This is a genomic window from Bradyrhizobium diazoefficiens (genome assembly GCF_016612535.1).
GTDB classification, from domain to species: Bacteria; Pseudomonadota; Alphaproteobacteria; order Rhizobiales; family Xanthobacteraceae; genus Bradyrhizobium; species Bradyrhizobium diazoefficiens_C.
The window spans coordinates 2,762,804-2,782,654 of the sequence record NZ_JAENXS010000001.1; the positions used below are offsets into that span (position 1 = coordinate 2,762,804).

A 19,851-nucleotide genomic window follows, 5' to 3' on the forward strand; every position below is an offset into this window, starting at 1 on the left:
CCCCCGCATCCTAGAGCCATCCCGGTCGTGATGGAATCAGAACCGGCGATGCTCTCAGTCTTTCGTGAAGGCGCCTCGCGCCTCAAGCTTCCTTGAAGCGGTAGCCGACGCCGTAGAGCGTCTCGATCATCTCGAAATCGTTGTCGACCACCTTGAACTTCTTGCGCAGCCGCTTGATGTGGCTGTCGATGGTGCGGTCGTCGACATAGACCTGGTCGTCATAGGCGGCGTCCATCAGCGCGTTGCGGCTCTTGACTACGCCGGGACGGGTCGCCAGCGCCTGGAGGATCAGGAATTCGGTGACGGTCAGCGTCACCGGCTCGTTCTTCCAGGTGCAGGTATGCCGTTCCGGGTCCATCCGCAGTAGGCCGCGGTCGAGCGCCTTGGCGTCGTTCTCCTTCGGCGCGACGGTCGGGTCCTTCGGCGCCGAGCGGCGCAGCACCGCCTTGACGCGTTCGACCAGCAGGCGCTGCGAGAACGGTTTGCGGATGAAATCGTCCGCGCCCATCTTGAGGCCGAACAGCTCGTCGATCTCTTCGTCCTTGGAGGTCAGGAAGATCACCGGCAGGTCGGACTTTTGCCTGAGACGGCGCAGCGTCTCCATGCCGTCCATGCGCGGCATCTTGATGTCGAGGATGGCGAGATCGGGTTGGGTGGTGCGGAAACCGTCCAGCGCGGAAGCGCCGTCGGTGTAGGTCATGATGCGGTAGCCTTCGGCTTCCAGCGCGATCGAGACGGATGTGAGGATGTTGCGGTCGTCGTCGACCAAAGCGATTGTGGGCATGAGCCTCTGCTTTCTGCTTTCCGTTTGGGTCGTGGCTTAAACGGCGAGCAATCCAGTGATGCGCCGCATACATGGGTCCCGAACTTGGCGTTCGAACTTTGTCACCGAGCAATGCAAGCTGGGCTGAAGTGTGACCAAGTTCCACGAAACACGGCAGATTCGCCGCATCTCGACCCATAACCAGACCCCCGTTTACCCGAAAAAAGCCCCGTCTTGCAACCACCTGACCCGAGAAAGCTGATGCAACCGACCCCCGATTTCGACCCCGGAAAGCTCGCCAAATCGCTGCTCAGACGGTCGCGGCAGGGGGCGCTGGCAACGCTCATGGTGGGCTCCGGCGATCCCTATTGTTCCCTGGTCAATCTGGCGAGCCATCCCGACGGCTCGCCGATCCTGCTGATCTCGCGATTGGCCGTGCACACCAAAAACGTCCTGGCAGATAGCCGGGTCTCCCTGATGCTGGACGAGCGCGCCGCGGGCGATCCGCTGGAAGGCGCCCGGATCATGCTGTCCGGCCGGGCGGAACAGGCCGACGCCGAGAGGGATCTCCTCCAGCGGCGGTACCTGAGTGCCCATCCGTCGGCGGAAGCCTTTGTCTCGTTTAAGGATTTTTCCTTCTTCCGGATCTGCTCCACGGGAACCCATCTGGTCGCAGGCTTTGGCCGAATCGTCGACCTCAAGCCCGAGCAGTTCCTCACCGACCTCGCCGGCGCGGAGGATCTGCTGGCGGCAGAGGAGGGCGCGGTCGAGCACATGAACGCCGACCATCGCGATGCCATGGGGGTCTACGCAACCAAGCTGCTCGGCGCGCCCGAAGGCGAATGGCGCTGCACCGGCTGCGATCCCGAAGGCCTCGACATGCACGATGGGCAGACCGCGCTGCGGCTTGACTTCCCGGAGCGGGTGACCAACGGCACGGCGCTGCGCAAAATGCTGGTCCGCCTCGTGGGCGAGGCGCGCGCGAAGGCGGACTAGGGTCTGTTGAGATTCATCTGGAATGGATTACAGCGGTGGCGAGGTAAATCATGGCCTCGAAGCTGCTGTCTGTCTTGTCGCAACGCATTGCTATGCGTTTGAATTCCTTGAGCTTGCCGAAGAAATTTTCGATCAAGTGACGCCATTTGTAAATGTCTTTGTCGATGTCGAGAGGCTGAGCGCGCCTTTGATGTTGCGAGATGACGATCTTGGCCTTGCGTTCGTTCAAGTCTTCGATGATCCAGTTGGAATCAAAAGCCTTGTCGGCGATCAAGCCACCGAACTCGATATCCTTGATCAGGGGCACGACGCCGACGGTGTCAAAGCGATGGCCGGGGAGCAGGATGAACCGCACCAGATTCCCGAGCGCGTCAGTCAGCGCGAGGATTTTGGTGGTCCAGCCGCCTTTTGACTTGCCGATGGCCTGATTTTTGGTCCCCCTTTTGCTCCCTGCCCGTGGCGGTGAACCTTGACGATGGTCGCGTCGACCATGGCGAACTCCATGTCCGGATCATCCGATACGGCATCGAAGATCCGCTTGAAAACACCGGCTTTCACCCAGTCGCGATAGCGTTTGAACACGGTATTCCAGTTGCCGAACGTCGGCGGCAGATCCCGCCATGGGCTGCCCGTGCGGGCGATCCACAGTACAGCTTCCAGAAACAGACGGTTATCGCTTCCACTGCGGCCGGGGTCCCTCGGCTTGCCCAAACAAACCGGCTCCATCTTCGCCCATTGAGCATCTGTCAGAACGCATCGGGGCATGCCAAACTCCTTTCGGAGCTTGAATCACGGACATTCCGTTCTGTGAATCCTGAATCTCAACAGACCCTAGCGCGCAAGCATTTGAACGCCGCAGCCCATCGCTGCGACCCAAGACCGTAATGGTTTTGTGGCTCGGAGCGAGAGGGTTCATGACACGCCGACATCTGATGCTGGTCGCTGGTCTGGCGCTCGTGATCGCTGGATCGCTCGTGGCGCCAGCCCTTGCCCAGAAAGGGCTCGCCGCAGAAGGCGCGCGGATCGACGCGCTCATGAGCGCAGGCAAATATTCGGAAGCGCTTCCGCTCGCGCAAGGCATGGTTGCGAGCCTGGAGAAAAGCGACAACGGTCGCGAGCTCGCCGCCGCGCTTAACAATCTCGGTCAGGTCTATGCCGGTCAGGGTCGGGACGATCTGGCCGAGCCGCTCTACAAGCGCGCGATCACGTTGATGGAAAAAGCGCTCGGTATCGAAACGCCACTGATTTCGGCCGAACTGACCAATCTCGCCGCGCTCTATCAGCGGCAGGGCCGCTTCGCTGAGGCCGAGCCGCTGTTCAAGCGTGCCTTGGCCGTGAGTGAGAAGGGCCTGTCGCGCCATCATCCCGATGTCGGCCGAGCCCTCAACAATCTCGCCACGCTCTACGTCAAGCAGGAACGGCAAGCCGAGGCCGAACCGCTTTTCCAGCGTGCGCTCGCGATCTATCAGAAGGTCGCCGGGCCCGAGCATCCCGCGGTCGCCACGGTCCTGAACAACATTGGGCAGGTTGACCGCGACCTCAATCGCGATGCGGATGCCGAGGCGCCGATCAAGCGCTCGCTCGCGATCCGCGAGAAGGTGCTGGGGCCGGATCATCCCGATGTTGCGCGTTCGCTCAACAATCTCGCCGGCCTCTACGAGCATCAGCAGCGCTATGCCGACGCCGAGCCGCTGTATCGCCGCGCGCTCGCCATCCGGGAACGTGCGCTGGGCCCGGATCATCCCGATGTCGCGACCTCGACCAGCAATCTCGCCTATTTCCTCTATGCGTCCGGGCGAGTTGCGGACGCGTTGCCGCTCGCGGAAAAGACGCTTGCGAGCAATCGCGCGCAGCTGCGCGTGGTGCTGCCGATCTTGTTTGCGGCGCGCCAGCAATCCCTGCTGCCGGCCGACGAGGCGCTGGACGAAGCGCTCGCCGCGATCCAGCGTGGCACGCAATCCTCGGCAGCATCGGCGGTGAACAAGCTCGCGGTGCGGCTCGCCGCCGGGAGCGACCGGCTCGCCGAGTTGGTGCGCAAGGACCAGGATCTCGCGGTCGAATCCGAGGCGCTCGACAAGGCGATCATCGCCGCCGTGTCGAAGCCATCGGCGCAACGCGATGTCGCTTCCGAGCAACGCAGCCGCGCGCGGATATCGGCAATCGCCGGCGAGCGTGCCGGCTTGCACAAGACGCTCGCCATCGAGTTTCCCGACTACGCCTCGCTCTCCAATCCGCCACCGCTGACGGTCCAGGACGTTCAGCCGCTGCTGTCGGCCGATGAGGCGATGACGATCTATTCCGTCGTCGACAAGCGCAGCTATGTCATCGCCATCACGCGCGAGAGCGCCGACTGGAAGGAGATTCCGCTTGGCGCGGACGCGTTGGTGCAGAAAGTCACCGCGTTCCGCAGAGGTCTCGATGTCGGCAAAGCGCGCGATGGCTCCGGCAAATCAGGTCTGTTTGATCTCGCGCTCGCCAACGAACTCTATGTGACGCTGCTCGGCCCGGTCGAGGCGTTGACGAAGGACAAGCACAGCCTGCTCACGGTGCCGTCGGGCGCGCTCACTGCGCTGCCGTTTCATCTGCTCGTGACGGAGACACCGCGAGCTGCGATCCCGGACACGCTCGAAGGTTATCGCAGCGCCGCCTGGCTGCTGCGGCGTCAGGCTGTCTCGGTGCTGCCGTCGGTGGTCAGCCTGAAATCGCTGCGCGCTTTTGCGCGCAAGGATCAAGGCATCAAGCCGATGACCGGCTTTGGCGATCCCGTGTTCAATCCCGCCGAGGGCGGTCCGTCCGACCGTCGCGCGGCCAGCGGCAGGGTCGCCGCGCGCAGCATCGTAACGTCAACCTATACCGACTTCTGGCGCGGCGCCGGCGTCGACCGCGCGCGGCTTGCGCAGGCACTGCCGCAACTGCCCGATACCGCGGACGAGCTCAACGCCGTCGCGAAAGATGTCGGTGCAGCCGCGGGCGACATCCATCTCGGCCGCGATGCCAGCGAGACGACGCTCAAGCGTGCACCGCTTGCTCAATACAGCATCATCTACTTTGCGACCCACGGCCTGGTCGCCGGTGACATCAAGGGTGTGGGCGAGCCGTCGCTTGCGCTCTCCATTCCCGAGCAGCCCTCCGAACTCGATGATGGTCTGCTCACGGCGAGCGAAGTCGCCCAGCTCAAGCTCAATGCGGATTGGGTTGTGCTGTCGGCCTGCAACACGATCGCCGGCGACAAGCCCGGCGCCGAGGCCCTGTCGGGATTGGCGCGCGCCTTCTTCTACGCCGGCGCCCGCGCGCTGCTGGTCTCGCACTGGGCCGTAGATTCCGAAGCTGCCACCCGGTTGACCATTTCGACTTTCGACCTGCTCAAAAACGAACCAAAGATCGGCAGAGCCGAAGCTCTGCGGCGCGCGATGTTAACGTATGCTGATGATAGCTCGTCGCCTCGCAATGCGTACCCGGCGATATGGGGCCCGTTCGCACTTATCGGCGAAGGTGCGGTACGATAGACCGGCGCGGGATTTGTGCGTCGCAATAACCGCAATAACAACGGAGAACGCTGAAACGAGCGTTTGGTTGCGCGACCATCGCGTATTTTTTTGATGCACTTGCTCAGAGCAGACATGCGCGACTTTTGGCGCAGTCCTTGAATAAACCAAATCCCAAGGGATCAGCTTGGCAAGGCCAGCGTTCACCGATATTAGGTCGTCCAACCGAGGCTGGACGGCCTGTTATTCACGGTGGCCGCGACGGCGCCAAAGCTTGGTCGCGTGGAATGTCGCGGGTTTCTAGGAGGATTTTTCGTGCAAGAGACGGGTGTGCGCAACGGTGCCTTCGGCGCCGACAAATTCGGCTTAAAGAATCTCAAGCAGGTTCACTGGAACCTCGGCGCACCACAGCTCTATCAATATTCGCTCGCAGCTGGCGAGGCGGTGCTGTCCGCCGACGGCGCGCTCTGTGCCGACACCGGTGAGTTCACCGGCCGCAGCCCGAAGGACAAGTTCACGGTGCGTGACGCCACCACCGACAAGAAGATGTGGTGGGCCGGCAACCAGTCCATCACCGCCGAGCAGTTCGAGACGCTCTACCAGGATTTCCTCAAGCATGCCGAAGGCAAGAGCCTGTTCGCGCAGGATCTCTATGGCGGCGCCGATCCGGCCTACCGGATCAAGACCCGCGTCTTCACCGAGCTCGCCTGGCACTCGCTGTTCATCCGCACGCTCCTGATCCGTCCCGAGGCGGTCGAACTGTCGAGCTTCACGCCCGAGCTCACCATCATCGACATGCCGAGCTTCCGCGCGGATCCGAAGCGCCATGGCTGCAAGTCGGAGAACGTCGTCGCGATCGACTTCGCCCGCAAGATCGTGCTGATCGGTGGTTCCTACTATGCCGGCGAGATGAAGAAATCGGTCTTCACCACGCTGAACTATTACCTGCCGGAGCGCGGCGTGATGCCGATGCATTGCTCCGCCAATGTCGGCGCAGGCGGCGATACCGCGATCTTCTTCGGGCTGTCAGGCACCGGCAAGACCACGCTGTCGGCCGATCCGAACCGCACGCTGATCGGTGACGACGAGCACGGCTGGGGCCCGAACGGCGTCTTCAATTTCGAAGGCGGCTGCTACGCCAAGTGCATCAAGCTTTCGCAGGAAGCCGAGCCCGAGATCTATGCTGCGTCGACGCGCTTCGGCGCGGTGCTCGAGAATTGCGTGCTCGACGAAGACACCCGCGTGGTGGATTTCGACGACGGCTCCAAGACCGAGAATACGCGTTCGGCCTATCCGCTCGAGTTCATCCCGAACGCTTCGCGCACCGGTCGCGCGCCGCAGCCGAAGAACGTGGTGATGCTCGCCGCCGACGCCTTCGGCGTGCTGCCGCCGATCGCAAAATTGTCGCCGGCGCAGGCGATGTATCACTTCCTCTCCGGCTACACCGCGAAGGTCGCTGGCACCGAGCGCGGCTTGGGCTCCGAGCCGCAGCCGGAATTCTCGACCTGCTTCGGCTCGCCCTTCCTGCCGCTCGATCCCAGTGTCTACGGCAACATGCTGCGCGACCTGATTGCCCAGCACAATGTCGATTGCTGGCTGGTCAACACCGGCTGGACCGGCGGCAAGTACGGCACGGGTTCGCGGATGCCGATCAAGGTGACGCGCGCGCTGCTCACCGCGGCGCTCGACGGTTCGCTTCGCAACGTCGAATTCCGCACCGACAAATATTTCGGCTTCGCGGTCCCGACCGCGCTGCCGGGGGTGCCGAGCGAAATCCTGAACCCGGTCAACACCTGGAAGGACAAGGACGAGTTCGACAAGACCGCCCGCGCGCTGGTCGGCATGTTCCAGAAGAACTTTGCCAAGTTCGAAGCCCAGGTCGACGCCGAAGTGCGCGCCGCCGCACCGGATGTGAAGCTCGCGGCGGAGTGAGTTTTCGCTCTGTCTTTAATGCAAAGCGCGGCTGCAAGGCCGCCCTTTTCGTTCTGTGGGCACCACGCGAACACACACTCAGTGTCGCCTCGGCCTGGTGCGCAATTGCGCACGGGGGGCCGTGACCCATACCGCGTGATCTATCGACGGAGTGCTGTGCAAGTACCAGCGAAGAAACGATCACTACGAATCTTCGCCAAACTGCTTCCTGTGGCTATGGGTCCCGTCCTTCGCCGGGACGACACCACGGAAGCAGCTACGCCTTGAAATACGCGATCTGCGTTGTCGTCGCGAGCAGCCGCCCGTTCGGGGACCACAGCTCGGCGTTCTGATCCGCGTAGCTCTTGTGCATGATCTTCGAATCGGCCGTCGCCAGCACGCGGGTGATGTCCTCGGCCGCGAGCTCTTCCGTGTCGGTGTGGAAATACGTCGTCAGCGACACCGTGCCGAACGGCACCAGCTCGCGTCGCGCGTGGAAGATGCGGCCGAAGAAGGCATCCGACATCGACATCAGCGACAGCATGTCGAGCCTGCGCGGCTCGCGATCGCTGATCCAGAGCTTCGAGTAAGTGCTCGCGAGCTCTGGCTGCGGCGGCCCGAGCCGCATCTCGCCCTCGACGAAGCGGAAATCATACTGGTTGGCCCAGGCCGCCGAAATCTTGGGAAACGGCAGCGTCTGTTCGAACGGCTTTGTATCCGGATATTGCGCGACCTTATGCTCCCACGACGGCCGGCGCTCAGCAAACACGGCGGTCGCCAGCGTCGCGACCTCGCCGCCGCCCTGCGACAGTTCGACGCTCCAATGCTGGCTGGAGCGGTTGGCCTTCACCAGCCGCACGTCCAGGTCAAACGGGCCCTTCGCAATCGGTGCGCAATAATTGACGGTCATCGCCAGCGGATCGCCGGCCGCTTGCGGATGCTCGATCAGTGCGCGCAGGATGGTTGCAGCGGTGATGCCGCCGAACGGGCCGACAAAGGCCCAGTACTCGTCGCTGGTGTGCCCCTGCCAACTCGAGTCACCCGCGGTGATGCGGGTGGCGTCGTCGAAGGGGTGCGGGAGCTTGGCGTGCATGGAATTAGACCTCTAGTGCGCTTCCATCCCAGCGGCGAAACTCCATCGTCTCGTTACTGGCGCCATATCGCCGCCAGCCCGAAACATCGTCGGCCGGGTCATCTGTGACCCAGACATCCGTGATCGAGCCCCCTATGCGCCTCATTGCGATGATGCTCTTGCCGCCGGTCAGATCGGCAACGAAGTCGTCGATGGCAGTCTCCTCGTCCTTCCCCGAAAGACTGGCAAGGATGCTGCCGTGCGTATGCCAGGGGAATCCATCAAAACCCAGAGTCCAGTCGCCGTCAGGACAGATGACGAGCAATCGAAGCTGACCATCCGGGCTGATGTATTCGCCGACGGGCATGATCGACTCCGGCTTGAGTGAACTCAAACCGTCATATGATGGCTATCCTGCCAAATCAATAACCTCGCAGGTAACGCCGATTCCACGCTGCGGAAAATCAGCTCGCCGCGTCGCGCAGATCCTCTGCCTCCTGGAAGGGCGGCGTGATCGGATTGACCGGCACGGTCCAGATCTCCTCGGCATATTCGCGGATGGTACGATCGGAGGAGAACCACGCCATGCGCGCGACGTTGAGGATGGAGGCGCGCGTCCATGCCGGCGAGACCAGCCAGCGTGCGTCAACGCTGCGCTGCGCCTCGTAGTAGGAATCGAAGTCGGCGCTGACCATGTAGTGATCGAGGTAGCGCAGCGCGTGCGCGATGGATTCGAAACGGCCGGGATCGCCGGGCGAGAACTCGCCGGTACCGATGGCATTGATGGCGCGCTGGAGTTTTGGCGACTTGCGGACCACGTCGGAGGCATCCAGCCCTTGCTTGCGCCGGATCATCACGTCGCCGGCCTCCATGCCGAAGATCGCGATGTTCTCCGCGCCGACATGGTCGCGGATCTCGATATTGGCGCCGTCGAGCGTGCCGATGGTGATGGCACCGTTGAGCGCCAGCTTCATGTTGCCGGTGCCGGAGGCTTCCATGCCGGCCGTCGAGATCTGCTCGGAGAGATCGGCCGCGGGGATGATGATTTCCGCGAGGCTGACATTGTAGTCGGGCAGGAAGGCGACCTTCAGCTTGCCGCCGATCGCGGGATCGCTGTTGACGATTTCGGCGACGTCGTTGATCAGCTTGATGATCAGCTTGGCGTATTTGTAGCTCGCCGCGGCCTTGCCGGCGAAGATTTTGACCCGCGGCACCCAATTGCCGCTCGGATCATCCTTGATCGCCTGGTACAGCGCGACCGTCTCGATGACGTTGAGCAGCTGGCGCTTGTATTCGTGGATGCGCTTGATCTGGACGTCGAACAGTGCGGTCGGATCGACCTTGATGCCGATCCGCTCGCCAATCAGGCGCGCGAGTGCCGTCTTGTTGTGAAGCTTGACCGCGCGGAATTTGCGCTGGAATTCGACGTCGCTGGCGCGCGCCTCGATCAGTGAGAGCTGCGTCGGATCGTCGAGCACGGCTTCACCGCAAGTCTCGCGCAGAAGGTCGGTGAGCTTCGGGTTCGCCAGCATCAGCCAGCGGCGGAAGGTGATGCCGTTGGTCTTGTTGGTGATGCGGCCGGGGTAGAGATGGTTGAGATCGTGGAATACGGTCTCGCGCATCAGGTCCGAATGCATCGCCGAGACGCCGTTGATGCGGTGCGAGCCGACGAAGGCGAGCTGGCCCATGCGCACGCGGCGGCCGCTCTTCTCGTCGATCAGCGAAACCGAGGCGCGGAAATCGATGTCGCCGGGGGCGCGCGCTTCGGCGAGCGCGAGATGTTGCACGTTGATGCGGTAGATGATCTCGAGATGGCGCGGCAACAACCGCTCGAACAGCTCGACCGGCCAGGTCTCCAGCGCTTCCGGCAGCAGCGTGTGATTGGTGTAGGAGAGGGTGGCGACCGTGATCTTCCAGGCTTCGTCCCAGCGGAAATTGTGGAGGTCGACGAGGATGCGCATCAGCTCGGTGACGGCGAGGCTCGGATGAGTGTCGTTGAGCTGCACTGCGACCTTGGACGACAGGCTGCGCAGCTGGCCGTCGGAGGCGAGATGCCGCTTGATGAGATCCTGGAGCGAGGCCGACACGAAGAAATATTCCTGGCGCAGGCGCAGCTCGCGGCCCGCCGGGCTCTCGTCGTTCGGATAGAGGAATTTGCAGATCGCTTCCGCGCGCGACTGCTCGGCGCTGGCGCTGACATAGTCGCCCTTGTTGAAGGCGTCGAGCTTCAACGGATCGGGCGAGCGCGCGGACCAGAGACGCAGCGCGTTGACGTGGTGGCCGCGCCAGCCGACGATCGGCGTGTCATAGGCAATCGCCTGCACGGTCTCGCCCGGATGCCAGATCGCGCGGTCGCGGCCCTTGTCGTCGACATGCTCGACGCCGCCGCCGAAACTGATGTCGTAGATCACCTCCGGCCGCTGCAATTCCCAGGGGTTGCCGAAGCCGAGCCATTCGTCCGGATATTCCTGCTGCCAGCCCTGATTGATGATCTGGCGGAACAGGCCGTAATCGTAGCGGATGCCGTAGCCGATCGCGGGGATCGACAGCGTCGCCATGCTCTCCATGAAGCAGGCGGCGAGACGCCCCAAGCCGCCATTGCCGAGCGCTGCATCGGGCTCGCATTTGCGCAGCTCCGGCAGCGAGACGCCGAGATCGCCGAGCGCGACCTCGAAGATCTTCAACAGCCCCATGTTGTTGAGCGCGTCAGTGAAGAGACGGCCGATCAGGAATTCGAGCGAGAGATAATAGACGCGCTTGCGGCCGGCGTCGTAGCTGCGCTTCTCGGCCGAGAGCCAGCGATGCACGATGCGGTCGCGTAGCGTCAGCGCCGCGGCCTGGTACCAGTCGTGCCTGGTCGCCATGCCTGCGTCCTTGCCGACGGTCAGGCGCAGTTTCGCCAGGATCGCGCCCTTGATCTCAGCCAGCGCGAGTTCGTCGATGGGCTGGCCGGGGGCGGGGAAATTTGGCTGGAACGATTGATCTTGCAAGGCCGTCACTTCCTGGTCCCGAGAACACCACTCACCCTACGCAACTTGCCCCTGCACCGGAACCATCACTGGCGCGGCCGTGCACTGCGCTGGCGCAAAATTATGCAAGGAACGGGCCGATTTGGGAACCCGGACGAGCACGGAGACGCGCGGATTTGGTGCTAGACTGGACGCGGATTCAGCCATCAGTGTGGAGGAGACGCCCCATGAGGCTGCTGATCGAAATCGCTGCCGCCGCGCTTCTTGTCGTCTGCATCGCCGCCTCGAGTGCCGCTTTTGCGGCCGGCAAGGGCCGTAGCGCCGATGGCCTCAGCTGCGCCGTCTCGCTCCCGCAAAACGCGACGCCAGCAGCGCGCTGCGCCACCATCAGGCGCCAGTGTGGCGGCAAGTTTAATGCGAATGCGTGCGGAGACAAGTTGATGTCGGCGGCGAATTGACGCGAATGGCTTAACACGAAAGTGGTGTCCTCCCGGCGAAGGCCGGGACCCATAACCACCGCAGTCAGAGAAGACGCGAGAGATCGCGCCAGTCCGGATTGTCCCGCTCAATCAAGCGAATCTTCCAGTCACGTTGCCATTCCTTCAGCGCTTTCTCGCGTGCTATCGCCTCGGACGGCGATGCATACGTCTCGACGTAGACCAGCCGCGTCACGCCATACTTCTTGACGAACTTCGAACCGCGCCCCGAACGATGCAACGTAAGTCGGTTGCTGATGTCGTTGCAAACGCCGATGTAGAGCGTGCCGTAGCGCCGGCTCGCGAGAATGTAGACGTAGTACGCGGCTGGTGCATTCATTGCTGGGCACCCATTTTTGAAAACGTCTGATGGCGGTGGTTATGGGTCCCGGCCTTCGCCGGGACGACGTTCTCATAAATCAATTACCTATCAGAACAAATCAAGAACACTTTAGCAAGTCTTTGATATATCATTGTGATTCGGCGCATTGCCGGCACAACATCTAGGGTCTGTCAGACTTTGCGAGGACTACATGTCCACCATTGCCTTCGATCAATTTGCCCTCACCCGGATCGCCGATTTCGCGCGGTCGCTGTCGCGGCTGCATCAGGCGGCGCGGCGTTATGCGGTCGATGACGACCAGTTCGACCGCGAGTTCAATGCGGTGTGCCAGTCGATCTGGGGCTACACCATCGACGACATCAGCGACGATCTGTTCTCCACCGAGGACCACCTCTTCCTCGACACGCTGGACGAAGCGCATGCGCGCATCTTCGCCGCCGAGCAGGGCTATGACCTCGTCGACGAGACGGGCATGCTGACCGACTGGTGGGGTTTCTGCTGGATGATCCTGGCCGAGAAGCGCGGCCTCTTGACGCCGGATAACCGCGCCGCCGCGCGTGCGGCGATCGAAGAGAAATATCTGGCGGCGCCGAACGTGATCGGGGTCATCATCGGAAGGTAGTGCGGCAATGACGGCTTGATTCAAAGCCGGGCTCTAATCCAGCCCAGCCCGCTTCGCTGACTTCGGCGTCTTCGGCACGCTCGTCACATCAGGCAATGTCTCGCGCACGATCTCCGTCGCCGGCGCATCTGCCGCAACCGTCTCGGCGCGCACCGGGGCCACTCTCAGCTCGCCGAGCCGGGCGCGGACCTGCGCGGTGAGGCCGGGATATGAGGCGACCGGCGTGAACTCCGCGGTCTGCTCCATGCCGAGACGGACGCCGGTATAGGCGACGAGGCCGTCGCTGGTGGCGATGACGTCGCCGGCTTTCAGCGAGGAGTCCAGCGTGAGATCGACCGGGGCGAGCCCGGCCGGCTCGCGGCCGTTGCAGGTGCAGTCCGCGCGCAGCGCCTTGCGGTAGGCGAAGGCATTCTCACTGTCGGCGTAGCGCTCGCCGGTCTGGGCGTAGGCGCCGTCGATCGAGGAGCCGAAAAAGACTTTTGTCGTGCTGGCGGGACAGAAGGCCTGACACATCTGCGCCGGCGAGGCAAGGCCGCGCATCAGCGGAAAATATTTGCCGTCGCAGCTGCGCACGCAGAATGCCGGGCCGGAGCCGCCGGCCGCGGCCGCGCGTGTCGGCGGGACATATTGCGGCGGGACGGCCGGATTTTGCTGCCCGGTGAAGGGATCGGCGTAGGAGTTCGCCTGCGGCACGTCGCGCTGTGGCCGCTGCTGGGCGCCGCCGAAGAAGAAGTCGAACAGGCCTTCGGCCGAAACCGGGGCCGGAGCCGCGAGCAGCGGTGCTGCAAGTGTGGCGACCACAAGCATCGCGCGACGCCGCCGGCGCGCATGGGACACGATTGTACGCAACGCTTACTCCACCCGACGCTACTGACCCGGCCGAGACCTGCCAGGTCTTGGCACATGAAGGCCTTGGCACATGATTCACCATAAGGCGGGATGGTAAATGAGGAGTTGAGCAGGCGGGTGAGCGAGAAGAGCTTTTACGCCTTCAAGAATTCCGACGCCTTGTAGAGCGAGCGGAACGGCAGGCCGGCCGCGCCGAAGGTGTCGTCGGCGCCTTCCTCGCGATCGACCATGGTCAGCACCAGCACCACCTCGGCGCCGGTCTCACGCACGGATTCCACCGCTCTCATCGCCGAGCCGCCGGTGGTGGTGACGTCCTCGACGATCACGACGCGCTTGCCGTCCAGCGTCTCGCCTCTGGGCAGGCCCTCGATCGCGAGCTTGGCGCCGTGCTCCTTGGGCTTCTTGCGGACGAAAAACGCCGCGATCGGGTGGCCCTTGATCCAGGAGATCTGCGCCAGCGCACCGGCCAGCGGCACCGCGCCCATCTCGAGCCCGCCGATGAAATCGAGATTGTCGTCCTTCAGCGTCTCATAGGTGAGCTCGGCGAGCAGCGTTGCGCCCTCGGGGTCGAGCATGGTCGGCTTGAGGTTGAAATAGAAATCGCTCTTGCGGCCCGACGCGAGCGTCACCTCACCGCGCCCAAAGGAGCGGCGGCGGATGATTTCGAACAGGCGGGCACGGGAGGCTGATTTCGACACGGTGGTCCCTCGGGAGCGTTTTTGAGAGGTGGCGGAATTTATCCGCGACGGCCGCGACATTCCAGAGGGGACCGGTCCAGTCAACAGGGATCGGCCGACGGTCGGCCATCCCGGTCCGCCGGTTGTCCGGGTGCAACCTTCTGGAGTAGGTGAGAGCCCAAGTCGAGAGCGTAAGTCGAGAACGAGAGGCTTTTGGGGAAGGAAACAAGGCATGACCATCGAGCTGCACACCTGGAACACGCCGAACGGCCGTAAAATCTCGGTCGCGCTGGAGGAAATGGGGCTGCCCTACAAGGTGATCCCGGTCAACATCAGCAAGGGCGAGCAGATGGCGCCCGGGTTCCTCAAGCTCTCCCCGAACAACAAGATTCCCGCGATCGTTGACCCGGAGGGGCCGGACGGCAAGCCGGTCAGCGTCTTCGAGTCCGGTGCGATCCTGCTCTATCTCGGCGAAAAGACCGGAAAATTCCTGCCGAAGCCGCTTTCGGGACGCATCCCCGTCTATGAATGGCTGATGTGGCAGATGGGGGGCTTCGGGCCGATGCCCGGCCAGGTGCACCATTTCATTGCGCTCGAGAACGAGCAGGACCGCGCTTACGGCCTGAAGCGCTATATGGCCGAGACGCGCCGGCTCTACGGCGTGCTGGACCGCCGCCTCGACGGCCGCGATTTCGTTGCCGGCGATCTCTCCGTCGCCGATTTCGCCATTCTGGGCTGGGCCTGGCGCCACCCTCGCCACAAGGTTGAGCTGGCCGATTTTCCCAACGTCAAGCGCTGGTACGAGGCCCTGATGGCGCGCCCGGCGGTCAAGCGGGGCATGGACGCGAAGCTGGATTAGCCGGACGCTGTCGTCGCCCGGCTTGCCCGGGCGACCCCATGAGAGTTGTGCATCACACCTTCCGCGCCTCGACCGCCATCCTGACCGCCAGTCCGGCCAGCACCGTGCCCATCAGCCAGCGCTGCACCAGCATCCAGCTCGGCCGGCGCGCCAGGAACAGCGCGATCGATCCGGCGGCGAGCGCGATCATCGCGTTAACGCTGACGCTGATCGCGATCTGGATCGCACCCAGCACCACCGATTGCGTCAGCACGCCACCCGCCGTGGGATCGATGAACTGCGGCAGCAGCGCGAGATAGAGCATCGCGATCTTCGGATTGAGCAGATTGGTGACGAACCCCATCGCGAACAGCCTTCGCGGGCCGTCGATCGCGAGCTGTTTGACCTGGAACGGTGAGCGTCCGCCCGGCTTCACCGCCTGCCAGGCGAGCCACAACAGATAACCGGCGCCGGCAAAGCGCAACGCGTCATAGGCAAAGGGAATGGCGAGCAGCAGTGCCGTGATGCCGCACGCCGCGCACAGCATGTAGAATACGAAGCCCAGCGCCACGCCGCCAAGTGAAACGATGCCCGCCGCCGGCCCCTGCGTGATCGAGCGCGAGATCAGATAGACCATGTTCGGTCCGGGCGTGAGCACGAGGCCGAGACAGACGAGGGCGAAGCCGAGCAGGGCGGAGGCGTGGGGCATAGATGAACCGGTGCGGGGGACAGCACGATTCTAATATGCGCGGGATCGGGTCGCTATCGCGCAATTGCTCGGAGGACAATTCAAGACGGCGTTTAACAATGTCGCCCGGCCCCCGTGCGCAATTGCGCATGAGGCCAGGACGACCCAAGAGGCTAATGCGCCTCGTCCCAATTATTCGCCGCGCGCGCGTCCACATGCAGCGGCACCGACAGCAGCACGGCCGGGAACGGTGCATCCTGCATCACGTGCTGGACCACGGGGAGGGTTGCCGCGACCTCCGCGTCGGGTACTTCGAAGATCAATTCGTCATGCACCTGGAGCAGCATCTGTGCCGAGAGTTTCTTCTCGGCAAGTGCGTCCTCCACCCGCGTCATGGCACGGCGGATGATGTCGGCGGCGGTGCCCTGGAGCCGGGCGTTGATCGCGGCGCGCTCGTTGAAGGCGCGTACCGAGGCGTTCGAGGCCTTGATGTCGGGATAGTGGCACTTGCGACCGAACAGCGTGGTGACGTAGCCGTGGCTCCGGCAGAAATCGCGGGTCTCGTCCATGTAGGCGCGGATGCCGGGGAAGCGCTCAAAGTATTTCTTGATGTAGGAAGCAGCCTCTTCGCGCGCGATGCCGAGCTGGTTGGCTAGTCCAAACGCCGAGATGCCGTAGATGATGCCGAAATTGATCGCCTTGGCACGGCGCCGGATCTCGCTCGGCATGCCCTTAATCGGCACGCCGAACATTTCCGACGCCGTCATGGCGTGAATATCCAACTCGTCCTTGAATGCCTGTTTGAGCACGGGGATGTCGGCAATCTCGGCGAGCAGCCGGAGCTCGATCTGCGAGTAGTCGGCCGACACCAGCTTGTGGCCGGGCGTCGCGATGAAGGCGCGGCGAATCTTTCGGCCATCCTCGGTGCGAACCGGGATGTTCTGCAAGTTCGGCTCGTTCGACGACAGCCGGCCCGTCGTGGTCGCAGCCAGCGCGTAGGTGGTGTGCACGCGATGGGTCTGCGGATTGACGTAGGTCGGCAGCGCGTCGGTGTAGGTCGATTTCAGCTTCGAGACCTGGCGCCACTCCAGAATCTTCTTCGGGAAGTCGAGGCCCTGCTCGGCGAGCTCATCGAGCACCTGCGCGGTGGTCGACCACGCGCCGGTCTTGGTCTTGGTGCCCCCCGGCAACCCCATCTTGCCGAACAGGATATCGCCGATCTGCTTGGGACTGCCGACATTGACTGGCTCGCCGGCAATCCCCTGGATTTCGGCCTCGACGCGCGCCGCGGTCTGGGCGAAATCGCCGGAGAGACGCGACAGCACCTGACGGTCGATCGAGATGCCGCGCCGCTCCATGCGCGCGAGCACGGAGACCAGCGGGCGCTCGAGCGTCTCATAGACGGTAGTCATATGCTCGGCGACGAGCCTTGGTTTCAGCACGCGCCAGACGCGCAGGGCGATGTCGGCACCTTCCGCCGATAAAGGCGCGGCCTTTCCGATTGGTACCTGATCGAATGTGATCTTACCCTTGCCGCTGCCGAGCAGCTCGTTCTCCTTCAGCATGGCGTGGCCGAACCAGCGCTCCGAAAGCTGCTCGAGTGCATGCGAGCCGCGGCCGGCATCAAGCACATAGGAGATCAGCTGCGCATCGTCGGTGTTGCGCAGCGTGATGCCGTGCTGCGCCAGCATGACGGCGGTGAACTTGACGTCGAAGCCGATCTTGAGGATGCCGGCGGATTCCAGCACCGGCCGCAAAGCCTCGATCGCATCTGCGTGCTTGATCTGGTCCGGCGCCAGCCCGGCGTCGAATAGGCCGGCGCCGCCGCCGGATTGCTTGTGCGCCAACGGCACGTAGCAGGCCTCGTTCGGCGCCAGGGCCAGCGCGATGCCGCAGAGATCGGCCTGCATCGGATCGATCGAGTTTCCCCGGATATCGATCGCGACTTGGCCGGCATCATGGACGTGCGCGATGAAGGCGTTGAGTTCCTTGAGCGTCTTGATCGCCTGGTAGTTGCCGCGATCTACCGGGAGCTTGCGCAACGCCTCTTCGCGTGCAGCGGCGAGCGAAATCGGCGCGCCCTTCGGACTTGCGGCCTTGTCCTCCTTGCTCGCCGATCCGTTGCGCGCAGCTTGCGCCGGTGCGCCGGTTCCTGGCGCGGGGACGACGTCCGACGGCGGCAATGGCGAGAAGACGCTGGCGCCACTTTGGTAGCCGGGATCAGCATCCACGTTCGCGGGATCGATCTGCGAATAGTCGGCGACGCGGCGCGTCAGCGTCGAAAATTCCATCGCCTTCAGGAAGGCGATCAGCTTGCGCGCATCGGGCTCGTGAACGGCGAGGTCATCGAGCGGTACCTCGAGGTCAACCTTATCGTCGAGTAGCACGAGTTGGCGCGAGATCCGCGCCTTCTCCGCATTCTCGATTAGCGCTTCGCGGCGCTTCGGCTGCTTGATCTCGGTGGCGCGGAACAAGAGTTGTTCAAGATCGCCATATTCGACGATCAGCTGCGCCGCTGTCTTGATGCCGATGCCGGGAACTCCAGGCACATTGTCGGTGGAGTCGCCGGCGAGCGCCTGCACTTCCACCACCTTCTCCGGCGGCACGCCGAACTTCTCGATCACCTCGGGGACGCCGATGCGGCGGTCCTTCATGGTATCGTACATGGTGACGCAATCGGTCACGAGCTGCATCAGGTCCTTGTCGGAGGAGACGATGGTCGCGGTCGCGCCGCGCTCGCAGGCCACCCGCACATAGCTCGCGATCAGATCATCGGCCTCGAAGCCCACCTGCTCCAGGCAGGGCAGGTCGAAGGCGCGTACGGCCTCGCGGATCAGCGCGAATTGCGGGATCAGGTCGTCGGGCGCCGGCGGCCGATGCGCCTTGTACTCGGGATAGATCTTGTTGCGGAAGGTCACTTCCGACTTGTCGAACACGATCGCCAGATGCGTCGGCCGGTTGTCGGGGGGCATGTCGCGGAGCAGCTTCCACAGCATGTTGCAGAAGCCAAGCACGGCATTGACCTGCAAGCCGTCGGATTTTCGGTTGAGCGGCGGCAGCGCGTGGTAGGCGCGGAAGATGTAGCCGGAACCGTCGACCAGGAAGACGTGGTCGCCCTTGCCGGCCGCCTTCGCCGCGACCGGCTTGGCAGCAGGCTTGTCAGCAGCGGATTTGGTGTCGGCTTTGGCGGCGGTCGTCGGGGATGTTTTGGGCATGGCCGCAATGTATGAATTTTTGCGGCAAAAGACAGCCTCGGCAGGTTGCTATTTTGCCGACTCGCACAGGCAAAATCATGGCGGCGGCATGGGCCGCGAGATCAGGGCAGGCAGCCTTCGATGAAACTCGCCACCGCGCGCACCGCGGGCGTGCGGCGCAGGTCGCGATGGAGAACCAGCCAGATCTCGCGTCTGACGGGTCGTCCGCCAGCTTCATAGCGCTCCAGTCGCGGATCGGCTTCGCCGAGGAATTTTGGCAACATTGCCAGTCCAACGCCACTCCTGGCGGCAGCGGCCTGGTTTTCCAAATCGTTGGTGCGCAGCACGATCTCGCGCGCGCCGGCGAACCGTTTCAGCCATTGCTGCTGGGGAGCCTCGTCCATGGTGGCGTCGTAGGCAACGAACGCGAACGCATGCGCGGGTGTCGTCTTCAAATAGGCCGGTGAGCCGTACAGCGCGAACTCGAAATGGCCGATCTTGCGCGCGACCAGCCCCGGCTGGGTCGGACGCGACAGGCGCAACGCCAGATCAGCCTCACGCCGGTTGAGGGAGGCCGTGCGCTTCTCGCCGATCAGCTTGATCCTGATGCCAGGATATTGTTGCCGCAGCCGGATCAGCCTCGGCGCGATCAGGAGATTGGCCAGCGAAGGCGGAGCGCTGATCGCGATCTCGCCGCCGATCTCGGATTTCGAGGCCAGTGCGGCGCGCTCCATCGCAAACGCCGTCTCCGCCATGGGAGCACCGATCTTGGCAATGCGCCTGCCGTCCTCGGTGAGCTCATAGCTGCGCGGTCTGCGGTCGACGAGCTTGAGTGACATGGCTGCTTCCAGGGCGGCGACGCGGCGGGCCACGGTCACGTGGTCGACGTTGAGGCTCCTTGCTGCAGCGGAAAGGCTGCCCTCGCGTGCCAGCGCAAGGAAATGCTGCAGGTCGGTCCAGTCCATTGT

At 63.5% G+C, this 19,851-nt stretch carries 17 protein-coding genes; 6 read left to right on the forward strand and 11 right to left on the reverse strand.

Going from position 1 to position 19,851, the window contains the following annotated elements; all coding sequences use genetic code 11:
* Positions 1-82 precede the first annotated feature (82 nt).
* Positions 83-784: a response regulator transcription factor gene (locus JJE66_RS13005; RefSeq protein WP_027535781.1), complete on the reverse strand. Its 702-nt coding sequence runs from the start codon at positions 782-784 to the stop codon at positions 83-85.
* Between the two features lie 240 nt (positions 785-1,024).
* On the opposite strand from JJE66_RS13005, the gene JJE66_RS13010 reads away from it, so the two are divergent.
* Entirely contained in the window at positions 1,025-1,759 is a 735-nt protein-coding gene (locus JJE66_RS13010; protein WP_200514649.1) for a HugZ family protein, read from the forward strand.
* A 13-nt stretch (positions 1,760-1,772) separates the two neighbouring features.
* Here JJE66_RS13010 and JJE66_RS13015 read toward each other — a convergent pair.
* A protein-coding gene (locus tag JJE66_RS13015) for an IS5 family transposase (protein ID WP_200514650.1) occupies positions 1,773-2,524 on the reverse strand; the annotation gives its coding sequence in 2 pieces (ribosomal slippage) (positions 1,773-2,188 and positions 2,188-2,524; 753 coding nt in all).
* 149 nt (positions 2,525-2,673) lie between these two features.
* On the opposite strand from JJE66_RS13015, the gene JJE66_RS13020 reads away from it, so the two are divergent.
* Positions 2,674-5,265 carry a CHAT domain-containing tetratricopeptide repeat protein gene (locus tag JJE66_RS13020; protein ID WP_200514651.1) on the forward strand — a complete coding sequence of 864 codons (2,592 nt, stop codon included), beginning with the start codon at positions 2,674-2,676 and terminating at the stop codon, positions 5,263-5,265.
* A 294-nt stretch (positions 5,266-5,559) separates the two neighbouring features.
* Entirely contained in the window at positions 5,560-7,176 is a 1,617-nt protein-coding gene (locus JJE66_RS13025) for a phosphoenolpyruvate carboxykinase (protein ID WP_200514652.1), read from the forward strand.
* A 256-nt stretch (positions 7,177-7,432) separates the two neighbouring features.
* On the opposite strand, the gene JJE66_RS13030 is transcribed toward JJE66_RS13025, so the two are convergent.
* The 3 genes from JJE66_RS13030 to JJE66_RS13040 form a co-directional block, all read right to left on the reverse strand.
* Entirely contained in the window at positions 7,433-8,248 is an 816-nt protein-coding gene (locus tag JJE66_RS13030) for an acyl-CoA thioesterase II (protein ID WP_200514653.1), read from the reverse strand.
* Between the two features lie 4 nt (positions 8,249-8,252).
* Positions 8,253-8,594 carry a hypothetical protein gene (locus JJE66_RS13035; protein ID WP_200514654.1) on the reverse strand — a complete coding sequence of 114 codons (342 nt, stop codon included), beginning with the start codon at positions 8,592-8,594 and terminating at the stop codon, positions 8,253-8,255.
* A gap of 97 nt (positions 8,595-8,691) precedes the next feature.
* Positions 8,692-11,217, reverse strand: coding sequence for a glycogen/starch/alpha-glucan phosphorylase (locus JJE66_RS13040; protein WP_200514655.1), 2,526 nt, complete (start codon positions 11,215-11,217; stop codon positions 8,692-8,694).
* A 206-nt stretch (positions 11,218-11,423) separates the two neighbouring features.
* Here JJE66_RS13040 and JJE66_RS13045 point away from each other — a divergent pair, with 206 nt between their 5' ends.
* A complete protein-coding gene (locus JJE66_RS13045; RefSeq protein ID WP_200514656.1) occupies positions 11,424-11,654 on the forward strand; it encodes a hypothetical protein in 231 nt (76 codons plus the stop codon).
* Between the two features lie 64 nt (positions 11,655-11,718).
* Here JJE66_RS13045 and JJE66_RS13050 read toward each other — a convergent pair whose 3' ends face one another.
* Entirely contained in the window at positions 11,719-12,012 is a 294-nt protein-coding gene (locus tag JJE66_RS13050; RefSeq protein WP_200514657.1) for a GIY-YIG nuclease family protein, read from the reverse strand.
* 193 nt (positions 12,013-12,205) lie between these two features.
* Between JJE66_RS13050 and JJE66_RS13055 the strand changes: the two genes are divergently transcribed.
* Complete coding sequence (locus tag JJE66_RS13055; protein ID WP_200514658.1) at positions 12,206-12,637, forward strand: hypothetical protein; 432 nt, start codon at positions 12,206-12,208, stop codon at positions 12,635-12,637.
* Between the two features lie 33 nt (positions 12,638-12,670).
* Here JJE66_RS13055 and JJE66_RS13060 read toward each other — a convergent pair whose 3' ends face one another.
* A complete protein-coding gene (locus JJE66_RS13060; RefSeq protein ID WP_200515348.1) occupies positions 12,671-13,444 on the reverse strand; it encodes a DUF2865 domain-containing protein in 774 nt (257 codons plus the stop codon).
* 176 nt (positions 13,445-13,620) lie between these two features.
* Complete coding sequence (pyrE, locus tag JJE66_RS13065; protein WP_200514659.1) at positions 13,621-14,184, reverse strand: orotate phosphoribosyltransferase; 564 nt, start codon at positions 14,182-14,184, stop codon at positions 13,621-13,623.
* Between the two features lie 211 nt (positions 14,185-14,395).
* On the opposite strand from pyrE, the gene JJE66_RS13070 reads away from it, so the two are divergent.
* Complete coding sequence (locus JJE66_RS13070) at positions 14,396-15,022, forward strand: glutathione S-transferase family protein (protein ID WP_200514660.1); 627 nt, start codon at positions 14,396-14,398, stop codon at positions 15,020-15,022.
* A gap of 52 nt (positions 15,023-15,074) precedes the next feature.
* On the opposite strand, the gene JJE66_RS13075 is transcribed toward JJE66_RS13070, so the two are convergent.
* The 3 genes from JJE66_RS13075 to JJE66_RS13085 form a co-directional block, all read right to left on the reverse strand.
* A complete protein-coding gene (locus JJE66_RS13075) occupies positions 15,075-15,710 on the reverse strand; it encodes a LysE family translocator (protein ID WP_200514661.1) in 636 nt (211 codons plus the stop codon).
* 152 nt (positions 15,711-15,862) lie between these two features.
* Positions 15,863-18,904, reverse strand: coding sequence for a DNA polymerase I (polA, locus tag JJE66_RS13080; protein WP_200514662.1), 3,042 nt, complete (start codon positions 18,902-18,904; stop codon positions 15,863-15,865).
* 101 nt (positions 18,905-19,005) lie between these two features.
* A complete protein-coding gene (locus tag JJE66_RS13085) occupies positions 19,006-19,848 on the reverse strand; it encodes a LysR family transcriptional regulator (protein ID WP_200514663.1) in 843 nt (280 codons plus the stop codon).
* Positions 19,849-19,851: the final 3 nt, after the last annotated feature.

Coding starts and splice junctions, on each gene's coding strand:
- JJE66_RS13005 (WP_027535781.1), bottom strand. CDS start 784: ATGCCCACAATCGCTTTGGTCGACGACGACCGCAACATCCTCACATCC.
- JJE66_RS13010 (WP_200514649.1), top strand. CDS start 1,025: ATGCAACCGACCCCCGATTTCGACCCCGGAAAGCTCGCCAAATCGCTG.
- JJE66_RS13020 (WP_200514651.1), top strand. CDS start 2,674: ATGACACGCCGACATCTGATGCTGGTCGCTGGTCTGGCGCTCGTGATC.
- JJE66_RS13030 (WP_200514653.1), bottom strand. CDS start 8,248: ATGCACGCCAAGCTCCCGCACCCCTTCGACGACGCCACCCGCATCACC.
- JJE66_RS13035 (WP_200514654.1), bottom strand. CDS start 8,594: ATGCCCGTCGGCGAATACATCAGCCCGGATGGTCAGCTTCGATTGCTC.
- JJE66_RS13045 (WP_200514656.1), top strand. CDS start 11,424: ATGAGGCTGCTGATCGAAATCGCTGCCGCCGCGCTTCTTGTCGTCTGC.
- JJE66_RS13050 (WP_200514657.1), bottom strand. CDS start 12,012: ATGAATGCACCAGCCGCGTACTACGTCTACATTCTCGCGAGCCGGCGC.
- JJE66_RS13055 (WP_200514658.1), top strand. CDS start 12,206: ATGTCCACCATTGCCTTCGATCAATTTGCCCTCACCCGGATCGCCGAT.
- JJE66_RS13060 (WP_200515348.1), bottom strand. CDS start 13,444: ATGCTTGTGGTCGCCACACTTGCAGCACCGCTGCTCGCGGCTCCGGCC.
- JJE66_RS13070 (WP_200514660.1), top strand. CDS start 14,396: ATGACCATCGAGCTGCACACCTGGAACACGCCGAACGGCCGTAAAATC.
- JJE66_RS13075 (WP_200514661.1), bottom strand. CDS start 15,710: ATGCCCCACGCCTCCGCCCTGCTCGGCTTCGCCCTCGTCTGTCTCGGC.
- polA (WP_200514662.1), bottom strand. CDS start 18,904: ATGCCCAAAACATCCCCGACGACCGCCGCCAAAGCCGACACCAAATCC.
- JJE66_RS13085 (WP_200514663.1), bottom strand. CDS start 19,848: ATGGACTGGACCGACCTGCAGCATTTCCTTGCGCTGGCACGCGAGGGC.